15 protein-coding genes are annotated in these 14,354 nt (G+C 59.9%); 8 read left to right on the top strand and 7 right to left on the bottom strand.

The window, feature by feature from the left end; genetic code table 11:
- Positions 1–3: 3 nt before the first annotated feature.
- Genes MU846_RS01725 through MU846_RS01710 form a run of 4 tightly spaced genes read right to left on the bottom strand, consistent with a single transcriptional unit; the run spans position 4 to position 2,746 of the window.
- The gene (locus MU846_RS01725) at positions 4–549 is read right to left on the bottom strand and encodes a 1,2-dihydroxy-3-keto-5-methylthiopentene dioxygenase (RefSeq protein WP_246947632.1); all 546 of its coding nucleotides are present in this window, start codon (positions 547–549) and stop codon (positions 4–6) included.
- A 16-nt stretch (positions 550–565) separates the two neighbouring features.
- Positions 566–1,219: a methylthioribulose 1-phosphate dehydratase gene (locus MU846_RS01720; protein ID WP_246947630.1), complete on the bottom strand. Its 654-nt coding sequence runs from the start codon at positions 1,217–1,219 to the stop codon at positions 566–568.
- On the bottom strand, positions 1,216–2,277 hold the full coding sequence (gene mtnA / locus MU846_RS01715) for an S-methyl-5-thioribose-1-phosphate isomerase (RefSeq protein WP_246947628.1): 1,062 nt from the start codon (positions 2,275–2,277) through the stop codon (positions 1,216–1,218). Before mtnA ends, MU846_RS01720 begins: the two co-directional genes overlap by 4 nt.
- Before the next feature lie 10 nt (positions 2,278–2,287).
- Positions 2,288–2,746, bottom strand: a complete 459-nt coding sequence (locus MU846_RS01710; RefSeq protein WP_246947625.1) for a PGPGW domain-containing protein — start codon at positions 2,744–2,746, stop codon at positions 2,288–2,290.
- A 196-nt stretch (positions 2,747–2,942) separates the two neighbouring features.
- Between MU846_RS01710 and MU846_RS01705 the strand changes: the two genes are divergently transcribed.
- Both MU846_RS01705 and MU846_RS01700 read left to right on the top strand, forming a co-directional pair.
- Positions 2,943–3,398 (top strand): DUF2489 domain-containing protein, encoded by a 456-nt coding sequence (locus MU846_RS01705; protein ID WP_246947623.1) that lies wholly within the window; start codon positions 2,943–2,945, stop codon positions 3,396–3,398.
- A 107-nt stretch (positions 3,399–3,505) separates the two neighbouring features.
- A complete protein-coding gene (locus tag MU846_RS01700) occupies positions 3,506–4,159 on the top strand; it encodes a hypothetical protein (RefSeq protein ID WP_246947621.1) in 654 nt (217 codons plus the stop codon).
- A 163-nt stretch (positions 4,160–4,322) separates the two neighbouring features.
- Here MU846_RS01700 and MU846_RS01695 read toward each other — a convergent pair whose 3' ends face one another.
- Positions 4,323–5,159, bottom strand: coding sequence for a hypothetical protein (locus MU846_RS01695; RefSeq protein ID WP_246948303.1), 837 nt, complete (start codon positions 5,157–5,159; stop codon positions 4,323–4,325).
- A 327-nt stretch (positions 5,160–5,486) separates the two neighbouring features.
- Here MU846_RS01695 and MU846_RS01690 point away from each other — a divergent pair, with 327 nt between their 5' ends.
- Both MU846_RS01690 and cysB read left to right on the top strand, forming a co-directional pair.
- Positions 5,487–6,401 carry a 5'-nucleotidase gene (locus MU846_RS01690; protein WP_246947620.1) on the top strand — a complete coding sequence of 305 codons (915 nt, stop codon included), beginning with the start codon at positions 5,487–5,489 and terminating at the stop codon, positions 6,399–6,401.
- Between the two features lie 72 nt (positions 6,402–6,473).
- Positions 6,474–7,445, top strand: a complete 972-nt coding sequence (gene cysB / locus MU846_RS01685; RefSeq protein WP_246947619.1) for an HTH-type transcriptional regulator CysB — start codon at positions 6,474–6,476, stop codon at positions 7,443–7,445.
- A 33-nt stretch (positions 7,446–7,478) separates the two neighbouring features.
- Here cysB and MU846_RS01680 read toward each other — a convergent pair whose 3' ends face one another.
- On the bottom strand, positions 7,479–8,207 hold the full coding sequence (locus MU846_RS01680; protein WP_246947615.1) for a phosphoadenylyl-sulfate reductase: 729 nt from the start codon (positions 8,205–8,207) through the stop codon (positions 7,479–7,481).
- Between the two features lie 189 nt (positions 8,208–8,396).
- On the opposite strand from MU846_RS01680, the gene thrH reads away from it, so the two are divergent.
- Positions 8,397–9,014, top strand: coding sequence for a bifunctional phosphoserine phosphatase/homoserine phosphotransferase ThrH (gene thrH, locus MU846_RS01675; RefSeq protein WP_246948265.1), 618 nt, complete (start codon positions 8,397–8,399; stop codon positions 9,012–9,014).
- 635 nt (positions 9,015–9,649) lie between these two features.
- Here thrH and MU846_RS01670 read toward each other — a convergent pair.
- A complete protein-coding gene (locus MU846_RS01670) occupies positions 9,650–10,792 on the bottom strand; it encodes an anthranilate synthase component I family protein (protein WP_246947613.1) in 1,143 nt (380 codons plus the stop codon).
- 534 nt (positions 10,793–11,326) lie between these two features.
- Here MU846_RS01670 and MU846_RS01665 point away from each other — a divergent pair.
- From MU846_RS01665 to MU846_RS01655, 3 genes are all read left to right on the top strand, one after another.
- Positions 11,327–12,172, top strand: coding sequence for a DUF6160 family protein (locus MU846_RS01665; protein ID WP_246947611.1), 846 nt, complete (start codon positions 11,327–11,329; stop codon positions 12,170–12,172).
- A 232-nt stretch (positions 12,173–12,404) separates the two neighbouring features.
- Entirely contained in the window at positions 12,405–13,217 is an 813-nt protein-coding gene (locus tag MU846_RS01660; RefSeq protein ID WP_246947609.1) for a C39 family peptidase, read from the top strand.
- Positions 13,218–13,280: 63 nt separating this feature from the next.
- Positions 13,281–14,345 carry a transporter gene (locus MU846_RS01655; RefSeq protein ID WP_246947607.1) on the top strand — a complete coding sequence of 355 codons (1,065 nt, stop codon included), beginning with the start codon at positions 13,281–13,283 and terminating at the stop codon, positions 14,343–14,345.
- The last annotated feature ends 9 nt before the right edge of the window (positions 14,346–14,354 follow it).

Below are 14,354 nucleotides of genomic sequence, written 5' to 3'. Positions count from 1 at the left end.
CGCTCAGTTCTCCAGGCGATTGAAGCGGCTGGCGATATCGCTGCCGGTAAAGTGCGCCACCCAGCCTTCCGGATTGTTGAACAACCGGATTGCCACAAAGTGCGGGTTGGGCCCCATATCAAACCAGTGCGGTGTGTTGGCCGGCACCGAGATCAGATCGCCTTGTTCGCACAGCACTTCATAGACTTTGTCGCCAATGTGCAGGCTGAACAGCCCGGCGCCGGCCACGAAAAAACGTACTTCGTCTTCGGCGTGCCGATGTTCGTCGAGAAATTTCTGCCGCAGTGCGGCTTTGTCCGGGTGGCTGGCGTCCAGGCTCACCACATCAACGGTCTGATAACCCGCTTCCGCTATCAGGCGATCAATGTCGGCGCGATAAGCGGCGATGACCTCGTCCTGGCTAGCGCCCGGGGCGATCGGCTGGCTTGCTTGCCAGCGCTCGAAACGCACTCCCGCATCGCCCAGGATGGTGGCAATGGCGGCGTGGTCGCTGGTGCTCTGCAATGTGTGTTGCGGTGACTGGTCTGCGTAGACGCGGATATGGCTCATTGAATCTCCCCCTGTTTCAGGATCTGAGCTGGCGGCGCTGCACTTCGACGCCGAACAGGAATTCCAGCGCTTCCAGCTGCCGGTAGCAGGCTTCCATGGTGTCGGCCCAGGTGTAAACGCCGTGGCCACGGATCAGATAGGCATGGCTGATGTTGCCGTCGGCCATGGCCTGCTCGACGTGACGCGCCAGCAAGTCTATATCCTGGGTGTTGTCGAACACCGGGATATCCAGTTGCCAATCGTGCGTGGTAACGCCGGAAAACGCTTTCAGCAACTCATAGCCTTGCAGGCGCCAGACGGTTTCGTGCGGATAATGCATGGTGAGCACGGTGCTTGCCGCAGAATGTGTATGCAGCACGGCGCCGGCGTCGGGCAGCTGCCGGTAAAGCTGGGTATGCAGCCCGGTTTCCGCTGACGGTTTGCCGGGCGAGGCGGGCTGGTTATCAAGATCGACGACCATGATATCGGTTTCGGTCAGCTGGCCTTTGTCGCGGCCGGAAACTGTCACAGCGCAGTAGCGGTCGTTCAGCCGCATGGAATAATTGCTGCTGGTGGCCGGCGACCAGCCATGGTGATAAATGCGCTGCCCGGTGGCCGCTATCTGCCGCGCCGCTTCGCGAAAGCGGGCAGGCGACCAGGGGCGTGCAGAAGAATCAGTGGGTTGGCTCATGGGTTCACCCCGGCATCGTCAACGTCGCGGCCTTCAATATTGGCCAGGTAGGCGGCCATGTTAGCAGTATCCGGAGCGTGGATGACGCCATGCTCCGTAATAATGGCAGTGATCAACGCGGCCGGCGTCACGTCAAAGGCCGGGTTCTGGACGGGCACCTCGGCCGGCGCAATCGGCGTCCCCTGGATTTGCCGCACTTCGCTTGCGTCCCGCTCTTCGATCACAATGCTGCTGCCGTCGGGCAGCGCCGGATCAATGGTAGAGAGCGGTGCGGCAACATAAAACGGAATGCCATGATGCCGGGCCAGCACGGCCAGCCCGTAGGTGCCGATTTTATTTGCAGTGTCGCCATTTGCAGTGATGCGGTCGGCGCCGACGATCACCGCCTGCACTTCACCGCGCTGCATCAGATGGCCGGCACTGTTGTCGGTGACCAGCGTCACCGGCACGCCTTCCTGCATCAGCTCCCAACTGGTCAGCCGGCTGCCTTGCATCCAGGGCCGCGTTTCACCCGCGATCACGCCGCGAATACGGCCCGCTGTCCAAGCGGAGCGCAGCACACCCAGTGCGGTGCCATGGCCGCCGGTGGCCAGCGCGCCGGTATTGCAGTGGGTATAGATGCGGCCGCCTTCCGGCAGCAAGGGCAGGCCGAATGCGGCAAGGCGGTGATTCATGCGGCGGTCTTCGTCGTGAATCGCGAGCGCTTCGTTGGTCAGGGCCTGGATCAGCGTTGCGCCTTGCTGTGTTGCTGCGATGCGCTGCATGCGCGCCAGCGCCCAGAACAGATTGACGGCGGTGGGGCGGCTGGCAGCCAGTGTGTCCAGTGCGGGCGTCAGTGTGGCGGCCGTGGCCGCGGCGCCCAGTGCGCGGGCGGCGAGCACCACCCCATATGCCGCACTGATGCCGATTGCTGGCGCACCGCGTACTGCCATGTCACGGATGGCACCGGCCACGTCGTCGGCGCTATGGCAGGTAAGCCAGCGGCTTTGCGCGGGCAGCAAACGTTGATCAAGCAGTTCAAGGCGGTCTTCCCGCCAACGCAGGGCTGTCAGCGCCACGGTGTCTCCGTCAATCAGGGGTGTCAGGGCCGCTATCATCGCCAGCGGCGGGATATTGCAATGGTATACGGCCGGCCCGGCGTCGTATCCAGTTGGCGCTGCGGTAAACGGCAGCGCGGCGCATGATAGCGCGTTCAATACGGTATTTCCCCGGAAAGGTGCTGATACCGATGCCGATCAGAATCGTCAGCAAGCCCTGGCCGGGCAACACCAGCATGGCAATACCGGCCAGCACCAGCAGCACGGCAAGCGTGTTGCGCAGCAGCCAGAATAGTGTCACCAGCGGCCCTCGCTCCAGACGCGGTTTGCGGCGCGTGACAAAGTAATCCGCCGGCATGCGCACGATCAGCCAGGGGATGGCGATGGTGGAGGCAATCGCCATGATGACGCCCAGCCCCGTGAGCAGCGGCACCCAGGGCGCGATTGCGGCCCAGGCCGAAGTGAAACTCTGCTCTGTCACTGCCGGCACATCGTCTCCCTGATCTGTGTTCGCCTGCCTGCCTTCGGCGGTGCGTTCCGGTTCACAAGCTGCTGCGGCGGTAACAGCTCGAATATCAGCTAAGATGGTGATCTGTCGCGTTAATTCAATAACGGGCCGAGTGGTTTGTCAGCCCATATGGGATGCTGACCAAGCGCCAAGATACCTGAAAACCGGGAGCAAGGAGATGACAATCTGGTCAATGGCAGGCGGAGCAATCTTGCTGGCTTTAGGGGGCTATGCCGCGTGGCTCTGGCGCCGGGTGTGGCTGCATCGTCAGGCACTGCGCACACAGCGGCGCACGCAACAGGCGCGTGTGCTGGATCAGCTTGAGGTGCTGGCGCGCACGGTGGTGCAGGGGCAGGTGAACGTGACCGAGGGCGCACTGCGCATGGCAACACTGCTTGATCTGCTGGTGGAGCCGCCGCAGCAGCCGGTGGATCTCGCCGCCATCCACCAACTGGCGGCCGCAGCCGAGCCGTTTGCACGAGGCGTACAACGGCAGGCGCTGGCGCGGGCGGATCGCCGGCAACAGGATCAGCACCGAGAGCAATTGGAGGCGGAGCAGGGCAAGGCGGTGGAAGCGGCTGCCGCCCGCTTGCTGGCGGTGTTGCCGCAATGGCGATCAGTTGGCTGCGCATAGGGTGTCATCGGCCTGACTGCCCGCAGTGCGCTTCTTTGTGGTCAACGGGGGGCGTTCACGACTGGTTACAATCCGGCTCCGTTGTTATCGGATCTGATGGAGTCGAAATGAATTCTGCGGCCATGACGCTGGCGTTTCCTGTTTCGGACGAGCTGCGGTTACACCTGGATGCGTTTCTTGAAGCGCCGGGAGAGCAAGTGCACCTGGTGCCATTGCTCGATAGTTTTCTGAGTGATCTTATGGCTGCGTTTTTCGACGGGCCCATTCAGGCGGTGGGCGCTCAGGGCAGCGTTGCGACCATGGTGCAAGGTGGCGTCAAGGTGATCAGCAAGGCGGCCCGTGCCCTGATTCGCAGCCTGATTGGCAAGGCAGGGCCCGCAGAGCGCGAGGCACTGGCCGATCACTTTCGCACGCTGGCGCTGGTACAGGGTAACGAGCTGCGGATAAGGCTGCCGATGTCGGAGGCCCGCACCACGGAGATCCAGCGCGTATTCACGGCCTATCTCAGCGGCGCCAGCGGTTATTCGGTGCAGCTGGTCGCGGTGATGCGCGAGCTCTGTGACGATGCGCTGGCGCAATATTTTGACGCGCTGGTTGCCTGTGTACGGCTGAATGCGTTCAGCCGGGGCGTGGTCGCGACGGCGCGCAAGACGATCCAGAAGGCCGCTTATATGGCGGTGGAGAAAGGTCTGCCGGCGCTGGGACGGGCGCACAAGGAGCCGGTGGTGCGGCATTTCGACGGTATGTTGCAGCCAGCTTGAGCAGGGCGGGACGGGCTCGGGTGGGTGGCAGGCAGTGCCTTCCTGCTGTGCTGTTGCAGCACTCGGTGATGTGCTCTGTGACTGCCACGTTGCTCTGGCGAGGCGACTGAAGAGCCCGCCGTGCCGGCGCTGATACGCAGCGGCATGGCGGGCCGGACGAGGCTTATTCGGTAGCTGAGTTGTCGCTGACAGGTGTGTTACGGGATGATGGCGCCGAAGAGGCTTTGGCAGTGGCCGGGTTCCCGGTGGCTGCCGTGCCAGTGGTGGCTTTTCTGGCCGGTGCTTTTTTGGCTGGTGCTTTTTTAGCTGGCGCTTTCTTTGCCGGTGCTTTCTTTACCGGTGCTTTCTTCGCTGGCGCGCTGGCCTTTGTGGCGGTGGCCTTGCTTGCCGGTGCCTCGGCAGCGGCTGTTACGGTGCTTTTGCTGCCAGATGCTTTCTTTGCGGGTGCTTTCTTGGCAGTCGCTTTCTTGGCAGGTGCTTTCTTCACAGGTGTTTGCTTGGCCGATGCGTTCTTGGTCGATGCGTGCTTCACAGCAGCTTTTGCAGTGCTCGTCTTCTCGGACGCCTTGCCGTCGCCGGATTTTTTCTTCGCTTTGCCAGCTTTCGATGTGGCCGCTGCGCTGGTTTTTGCTGTGGTCTTCGTTGCCGTCTTTACTGCGCCAGGGAGCGATTTCTTCTCAATCTCCCGGACGCGCTTTTCCAGATCCTTCTCGTATTGGCTGATCACCTTGGCCAGGCTGTGAGCCTGCTTGGCGGTGGCCTTCAGTACTTTGACCTCGGTTTCCAGAAGGATGCGCCGGGCCTCGGACTCGGTTACACGCTCGCGCGTTTCCTCGACCGCCTTGCGGGCGCGCTCCAGCTGCTTTTTCAGCTTGGTATTCGCTTTTTCACGATACTCGTTCTGGAGGGATTCGAACTGATTGAGGTTTTCTCGCTGGCGTCGGATTTCCCTGGTGACACGCTGCCGGGCTTTGTCGAGCTGCTTTTCCAGGGCAGCCACCTGTTTTTCCCGCTCGCGGTCGAAGCGTTCGGCCAGTTTGCGAATCTGCTCTTGCAGTTCTTCTACCCGATCTTTTACCTTCTTTGCAGCCATGGATGACTCCCTTTCCCCTGAGTGGCAGGTGACTTCGCGGCGCGTATCGGCGAAGCTGACGGCGGGCTGTTACGGCGAGCATATGCTCATCAGGCCCTGGCGACTTTATGCCAGAAGTTGCGGTGCGAGAACAGGCCCATTTGACGACCGCGACGGCCCGTGCGCTATATATCGTGCAAGCCGCCCGGTGGGGCAGGCATCAGGGTACACATCACGACAGGCCAGGAAGAAGAGATGCCGGTAAGTTTCGACGGTAAGCTGGTGGTAGCCATCAGCTCGCGTGCGTTGTTCAATCTCAGCGAGAGCCACCGTGTTTTCGAAGAGCACGGGCTGGATGCCTATCGCGAATATCAGGTTGCGCACGAGGACGAGGCGCTTGAGCCGGGCGACGCCTTCCCGCTGGTGCGCAAGTTGTTGGGCATCAATACCCTTGCTGGTGACGATACGCGGGTGGAAGTGATCTTGCTGTCGCGTAACAGCTCCGACACCGGCCTTCGGGTGTTCAACTCCATTGAGCATTATGGCTTGCCGATCACACGGGCAGCCTTCGCTGGCGGGCAAAGCCCGCACCGTTATGTATCCGCATTCGGGGCGCATCTGTTTCTCTCTACTGCGGCAGAAGATGTCCGCGAGGCGCTGGCTGCCGGCTATGCGGCGGCCACGATTTTGCCCAGCGGCGCGCTGGGGCGCCATGATGGCCAGCTGCGCATCGCTTTTGATGGCGATGCGGTGCTGTTTTCCGACGAATCGGAGCGGATCTTCCAGGAGAGCGGGCTGGAGGCGTTTGCCGAAAACGAGCGTCGCGCCGCTCATGAGCCGCTTTCCGGTGGGCCTTTCAAGGGTTTCCTTTCGGCATTACACAGGTTGCAGAGCGAATTCAGCCCCGAGCAGAGCCCGATCCGCACCGCATTGGTCACGGCGCGATCAGCGCCCGCGCATGAACGGGTGGTGCGTACCCTGCGTGCATGGGGCGTCCGTATTGATGAGAGCCTGTTTCTGGGCGGTCTGGACAAAGGTGCTTTTCTGGAGGCTTTCGCCGCCGATGTGTTCTTCGACGATCAGGCTCGGCACTGCGAATCGGCTGCACGCCATGTGGCAGCCGGGCATGTGCCGCACGGCGTCACCAACGAGCGCAGCGGCGAAGCCTGAGCACGGCCCCGTGGCATCTTTTATACGCAAGTAGCATACTGACGGTCGTTTCTTATAACCGGTGCGACCTCTATGAAGCTTCAGCAGTTGCGCTATATCTGCGAAGTGGCACGGCACGATCTGAACGTTTCGGCCACGGCACAGGCGCTTTTCACCTCCCAGCCGGGTATCAGCAAGCAGATCCGTATGCTGGAGGACGAGCTCGGCGTCGAGATATTTGCCCGCTCGGGCAAGCACCTGACGCATGTCACGCCGGCCGGGCAGGCGGTGCTGCAACTGGCAGACGAGATCCTCCAGAAGGTGGAATCGATCAAACGGGTTTCGCAGGAATTTCGTGACGAGACGCGCGGCGAGCTCAGTATCGCCACCACGCATACCCAGGCGCGCTATGCATTGCCACCCGTGATCCGCAAGTTCACCGACGGATTTCCCGATGTGTCTCTGCATATGCATCAGGGCACGCCGATGCAGATTGCCGAAATGGCCGCCAACGGCACCGTGGATTTTGCCATTGCCACCGAAGCGCTGGAGCTGTTCTCGAACCTGATCATGATGCCGTGCTATCGCTGGAACCGCAGTGTAGTGGTACCGCAAGGGCATCCGCTGACGAAAGAGAGAAATCTCACTCTGGAGAAACTGGCCGAGCATCCGCTGGTCACTTACACCTTCGGCTTTACCGGCCGCAGCAAGCTGGACGAGGCATTCCGCAGCCACGGGCTGACGCCGAAAGTGGTGTTCACCGCCGCGGATGCCGACGTCATCAAGACCTATGTTCGGCTCGGCATGGGGGTGGGCATCATCGCTCATATGGCACTGGAACCGGGGGATACCGGCCTGGTGAAACTGGATGCGGATCATCTGTTCGAGGCGAGCACCACCAGCATCGGTTTCCGCAAGGGCACTTTTTTGCGCGGCTTCATGTACCAGTTCATCAACGAATTTGCGCCGCATCTGACACGCGAGCTGGTGGATAGCGCTGTTGCCTGCCAGAACCGTGACGAGCTCGCCACGCTGTTTGCAGATATTCCGCTACCGGTGCTTTGACGGCCGCCCCCTGATTGCCAGGGGCGGCAAGCCTCAGGCTTCGCGCAGATTCACTGCGTGCAGGCCACATTCCTTCTGGGTTGCCTCTTCCCACCACCAGCGGCCTTCGCGCTCGTGCTGGTTGGGCAGCACCGGCCGGGTGCAGGGCTGGCAGCCGACTGACACAAAACCCTGTTCGTGGAGGCTGTTATAGGGCACGTCATTGCCCCGGATATAGTCCCAGACCCGAGTGGAGCTCCAGTTGGCGAGCGGATTGAACTTCACCAGCTGCCGGCCGGGAGCGGCCAGTGCTTCATCCCGCTGCACCAGCGGAATGTCATTGCGGGTGGGGGATTGATCCTTGCGCTGGCCGGTAATCCAGGCATCAAGGGTGGCCAGCTTGCGCTTGAGCGGCTCGACCTTGCGGATGCCGCAGCACTCATGATGGGTGTCGCGGTAGAAACTGAACAGGCCCTTCTCGGTGACCAGCTGTTGCACCGCTTCGGCCTGGGGGAACATTACCTCGATATCAATCTGATAACGCTCGCGCACCCGATCCAGAAACTGGTATGTCTCCGCGTGCAGGCGGCCGGTATCCAGCGTGAAGACGCGAACATTCGGGTTGATGCGTGTCGCCAGATCGATCAGCACCACATCTTCGGCGCCGCTGAACGAAATGGCGATATTCTCAAAGCGGGCCAACGCCTGCTCCAGCAGCGCCCGCGGTGTGGCTTGTTGCAGGGCGTCATTCCAGTCAAGGATCTGCTGTTCGGTCAAAGTCATCGTGCTGCTCTGGTCGGCTTGGTCGGGGCCGGCCAGTCTACCAGCGCCGGCCAGGTGGCTGAACCGCCATCTGGTTCTATGCTTATAACCCTATGCTTGTAATCAGGGCGCGGGGCGTTGCATTGAATTGCCTGCGGGGCTACATTGACGCCGCTTTCATTCACTGTCATTGCTGCCCTGGGGGATACCGTGGAAATCGTCTGTCTTGATCTGGAAGGTGTGCTGGTACCGGAGATCTGGATCAACTTCGCCGAGCGCACAGGCATCGACGAGCTGCGCGCCACCACCCGCGATATCCCTGATTACGACGTGCTGATGAAGCAGCGCCTGCGCATCCTGGATGAGCATGGCTATGGCCTGCCCGATATCCAGGCCGTGATCGACCAGATGGGCCCGATGGAAGGCGCACGCGAGTTTCTTGACTGGCTGCGCGAGCGCTTCCAGGTCGTCATTCTCTCCGACACTTTCTATGAATTTGCCCAGCCGCTGATGCGCCAGCTGGGTTGGCCAACACTGCTGTGCCACAAGCTTGAGGTGAACGCCAACGGCCGCATCACCGATTACAAACTAAGGCAGAAAGACCCCAAGCGAATGTCGGTCAAGGCATTTCACAGCTTGCAGTATCGCGTTATTGCCGCCGGTGATTCCTATAACGACACCACCATGCTCGCTGAGGCCGACGCAGGCTTTCTGCTGCACGCGCCGCAGAATGTGATTGACGAGTTTCCACAGTTCCCGGCAATGAACAATTACGAAGAGCTGAAGCGGGCGATTTTGCAGGCGAGCCACCGCGACTTGACGCTCTGATCGCATCGGAGCATCGGAGCATCGGAGCATCGGAGCATCGGAGCATCGGAGCATCGGAGCAACGGAGCAACGGAGCAACGGAGCAACGGAGCAATGGAGCATCGGAGCAACGGAGCAACGGAGCAACGGAGCAACGGAGCAACGGAGCAACCGAGTATCGAGCCGGAAGGCGGCGTGGCGCTGCCGTGAGCTGAAAAGCGTGGAAAATGTGGAAAGCGCAGTGCGGCAATTCAAGACGCGGCGCTACTCGGTAAGCGGTAAAGAATCATCAAGCAAGCATCAGAGAAAGGCGGACAACTTATCCTCTCGGGGTCGAAGAAAGCAGATAGCTTTTCCTCTCGGGCGCGAAGGAAAGCAAACAGTTTCTCCTCTCCCGGACTGAAGAAGACCGATGTTCTCACAGGCTGAAGAAGACCCACAGCACTCTCCTGGCAAGCTCAGGAAGGCAGGCAGTAATCCTTGCCGCTAAAGGTGGGGCAGCAATCTCCCCTCTCCCTTGATGGGAGAGGGGCCGGGGGAGAGGGTGCGCCAAACCAGCCATCTGACCGCCATCAACCAGCCGCCAAACCAGCGCATCAACCATGTGTGAAAGGCGCACTCTGGCCTGGCAGTGCACAAGCCGTCACAGCATCCTGTCAGCCCAGCGCCGCCATCAGTTTCTCCACCTTGAAAATGCTCTCTGCATATTCCAGCTCAGGGTCAGAATCGTAGACGATGCCGCCGCCGCCATGGCAGACAATCTCGCCTTGGTGCGCCTGCAAGGTACGAATCAATATGCTCGAATCGAAACGGCCATCCGCCGATTGCCAAAACAGGCTGCCGCAATAAAAACCTCGTGCCACCGGCTCCAGCTCGCGAATGATCTGCATGGCCCGCCGCTTGGGGGCGCCAGTGATCGAGCCGCCGGGAAAGCAGGCCAGCAGCGCCGCGAGCGGGGGCACGTCGTCACGCAGCGTGCCTCGAACCGTCGAGACCAGATGCTGCACGTTGGAAAACTGGCGCAATTCGAAAAGCGGGGCGGCTGTGATACTGCCCGGCCGGCATAGCTGGCCCAGATCGTTGCGTAGCAGATCCACGATCATCAGGTTTTCGGCGCGATCCTTGTTGCTTTCGAGCAACTGCCGGGCAAGTTGGGCGTCTTGTGCATGATCGATGCCACGCGGCCGACTGCCTTTGATCGGCTCGGTCAGGATTTCACGGCCGTTGATGGCGAGAAAGCGTTCTGGCGAGACACCGAATATCTGCCCCTCGCCATAATCGAAATAGCTGGCATGGGGAGCGGGGTGATCGGCCTGCAAACGTAACCAGGCATTCAAGCTGTCGCCGTCGTAGCGGCTACTGAAACGTTGCGCAAGGTTCACCTGATAGCAATCGCCGGCGCGCAGATAAGCCCGGATTTTCTCTACTGCCGACAGATATTGCGGCCGTGCCCAGTCGTGCCGAAAGGGCTCACGTAACGTGAACGGTTGTGCGGCTGCGGGCAGCACAGCGGCGCCCGGCAAGTGCTCATAAAAATGGAGCACCGCTAGCGGCGTCATCGGCGCATGAGCGCAATCGGTGTGGTGCAGCAAGGCTGCGGCTTCGTAGGCCAGCACGCCCACCACCCAGCGGCCCGGATGCCCGGCCAGCCACGCTTCTGCCGCAGCGGGCAGCTCTGACAGTGCAGCGGTTTCGCCGGCATGAACGTGGCGCGAATGTGCGGGAGCCCCGCCCAGGCGCCAGCAATAGCCGTCATGAAATACGGTGCTGAGTGGGGCGGGAGCGGTGGTGCGGTTCATGAGGCTCTCTAATATGGCCTGTTCTCGATACGACCTGATGCTCTGCGTGGCCGGCTATGGCAAGCACGTCATTGTCGGGGCCGAGCAAGTGTTCAAGCTTCGTGCCGGGCCAGCCCGGGTGAATGGGCGGAGAGTGTACCCGCCGAACCGGTAGAGGGCGACCTTTCGGTGTTGGTTGCCGTGGCCGACTGTGGCGGGGCAGGTGGCTGGAGTAGTGCAGGGGCGGCAACCAGATTGTCTGACGGGGCGGCCGGCGCGCCTGATTTTTGTACTGGCGTACGTTACCGACTGTAACTCTCGGTGATGACAAAGCGACGAACGGCAGTTCGACGGATCATGCGATGCTTGGATCGCCTGCTTTTAATTCCTTTTAAAACAGTGACTTACTGTTTTGTGATTAGCGAGTGAACGTTCGTAACGGTTGTTGGTGGTTTTGTATCGGTAGTGTTAATGTGATCTCCGCAGCACGCCACGACAGAGGGCACTGCAAAAACGAAAAAATAATAAGCGTTGTGCACGCCTAGGAGATAATAAATGAAAGCTTTCAGGAAACTCGCGCTCGTATCCGCTATTGCTACTCTGCCGGCGACCGGCTTCGCCATGCAGGCAATGGACGATGCGGCTCTTTCCGGGGTGACCGGTCAGGATGGTATTTCAATCATCATGGACCTCGACCAGATTACTCTCAACGTCGGTATCGAAGACACTGATGGTTTCCAGACTGGTGTCGATGTAGATAACGACCCGGTCTTCACCGATCCCGGGTTGTTGTTGCTCACCGATCTTGTGATTGATGGCGGCCTGCGTATTGATCTGGATTCCGGTACTCGCGGTGGCGATGGTGTGCTGCGCGTTGGTGTGAATGTGGACCAGTTGAAGATTGCCACGGGGGACATCCATGTCATGCCGGGCACCGACGGCAATGATCTCGAGGCTGGCATGGCTAACCTGAACACCCAGGTGGGCCAAGCCGATGGCAACACCCGCATTCTCGATTCGATGGACATCAATATTGATGACTTCAGCATGGAGATCGAGCTGGGTGCAGGTGCCTCTGATTTCCTGAATATTACCGCTGGTCAAATCGGCACCCTGGGTATCAGCAACTTCAAGTTGAATGATCTGAGTGGCGGTGTTGTTGGCGGCGCCATTGGTATCGACGAGATCGAGATCACCGGTGTTAACCTGACCGGCACCACAGGCTCGCTGACTGACAACGGGCTGGAGTTGGCACTGGGTGCAGGAATGAGCGGTATCGAGATCGCCATGGATCGCGTTTCGTTGAACGCCAATGCGGGCGCAAACCAGGCCTATCTGGGTAACGTCTACATCTCCGGCCTTGATCTGGGTGGTACCGTCGTCTCCATCAACGGCAAGTAAGTTTTGCCAGCTTGATGACCGCAAGCGGGTCCGGTATCAGTACCGGGCCCGTTTGCTTTTCGGAGCTGGTCGTTACAAAAAGCCAACAATGTGCTGCCTTTCCTGAGCTACCATGCAACATCCCGTAGCGCTTCGGTAACCAGGAGCGGCGGATGAATTTTGAAACCGGGTGGGATCTGGCCGCGCCAGATCAGTGAAATAACAAACATATATAATAAAAAGGGCATCGCAGATGCTGGTAAGTGTGCTGGGCGTGGCATTGATCTTCTTTGCCGTCAATCAGATTGCCGTGGTGGAGGAACACCCCCGCGGTTATATCCATTATGAGCACCCCACGCACGAGGGCCCCGTCGCCGAGCGCGACATTCTGGCCAAGCCTGTTTCCGAATTCCGCTACCGCAACCTGACCCGCCAGGCATATGACTATTCCTGTGGTTCTGCTGCGCTGACAACTGTTCTGAACCAGTATCTGGGACGGCAGTTCGACGAGCGCCAGATCATGGAGGGCCTGCTGCGCTTTGGCGAAACGGACAAGATCGTCGAGCGGCGCGGATTTTCCCTGCTCGACATGCGCCGGCTCGCTACCGCGTTGGGGCATCCCAGCGGCGGGTTTCGCGCTCAGATGAAAGACCTGCGCACACTGGATCACCCGGCGATCGTGCCGATTGCCTATGGCGGTTTCAAACATTTCGTGGTGCTGCGTGAGTGGCGCGACGGGCACATTTACGTGGCCGACCCGGCGCTTGGCAATATCAGCTTTACCGAATCCAAGTTCGAGGAAATCTGGGACCAGAACGTGCTGTTCATCGTTTTCCCGAACGGCTTCGAGCCGCGTGATGGCCTCGCGCTGACCGATTATGACCTGCGCCAGATTGATGAGCAGACCATCAATATGCTGGCGTTTCAGGAGTTTCCGGTATTCACCCGGCCGATGGAGCAGTGGGCGGATAGAGCGGGCACACTGGTGCCAGTATTGACCACGGATCGTGAAGGGGTCGAGCGGGTCATCAATGTGCCGACGAGAACCTATTACCGCAACAAATAACAGCTCAAGTACCAACTGAGACCCAACAGACTCTCATTGATTTTACAACAACGAGAATAACGAATGATGATGTGCTTTCAGCGTTTCCGGGGGTGGGCAGGCCAGAGCATGATTCTTCTGGCATGGCTCTTGGCAGCGGCCGGTGCGTCGGCACAGGTTGCGCCTGAAGATGAGACAGAGGCCGCGCGCGAGGCATTGCAGCAGCGCGAGACGGACGTTACGGAAGAAAGTAACCTGGAAGAGGTTTTCCAGGCTTCCGAGCGGCAGTATTCGCTCCTGGCAGCTGGCCGGCTGGCAGTGAACTTCTCGGGTGATTACAGCTACTACCGCAACGATACGATTGATATCGGCATTGATGAATCCAGTGGTTCGCTGAATCGCTACCGCATCGAGAACGACGCGGAGCATGCGTTCGGCGCATCGCTATCGGTGGATTACGGGCTGCGTAATAACCTGACGTTCAACACCCGGCTGCCTGTGCAATACAAATACGACACCAACAAGGACACGCAATCGGTGGCCTTGGGTGATGTCAGCTTCGGGCTGCGCTATCAGCCGTTTCCGGTGCGGCCGGGCGGCGTCAACACGACCCTTTACACCACGCTTTCTACCGCCACAGGTGACAGCCCCTACGACATCAATGTGTTGAACGAGCTATCCAGCGGAAAAGGCTATTACTCCCTGGGCGGCGGCGTCAGCATGAGCAAGATTGTTGATCCGGTGGTGCTGTTCGGCTCAATTGGCTACACCAAGGCGTTCAATGCTACGGGCCTGCGTCAGCGCCGGGGCACGGGCACATTGCGGCGGGTGGAGCCCGGTGACAGCATCAGTTTTTCCATGGGCCTGGCTTATGCGCTGTCTTACGAAGTGTCGGTATCGGCGAGCTATCAGCAGTCGTACAACTTCGCCTCCCGTTTCCATTTCGACAGCAATCAGCACGGCGGTCGTTATGTGGCGGAATCCAGCGATTCCACCAGCAGTATTCTCAACACTTCCCTGGGTTTGCGCACCTCCAGCAACCGGATCATCAATATCAGCTTTGGTTTTGGCCTGACCGAGGATTCGCCAGACGTGTTGCTCGGCATTTCGCTGCCGATTGATGTGACGGGCCTGAAGCCGGGCGCTTGATGATGTGGC

The sequence above is a fragment of the Alcanivorax quisquiliarum genome (genome assembly GCF_023051175.1).
GTDB lineage: Bacteria > Pseudomonadota > Gammaproteobacteria > Pseudomonadales > Alcanivoracaceae > Isoalcanivorax > Isoalcanivorax quisquiliarum.
Note: the sequence above shows the minus strand (reverse complement) of the source record. Positions and strands in the feature narration are given on the sequence as shown.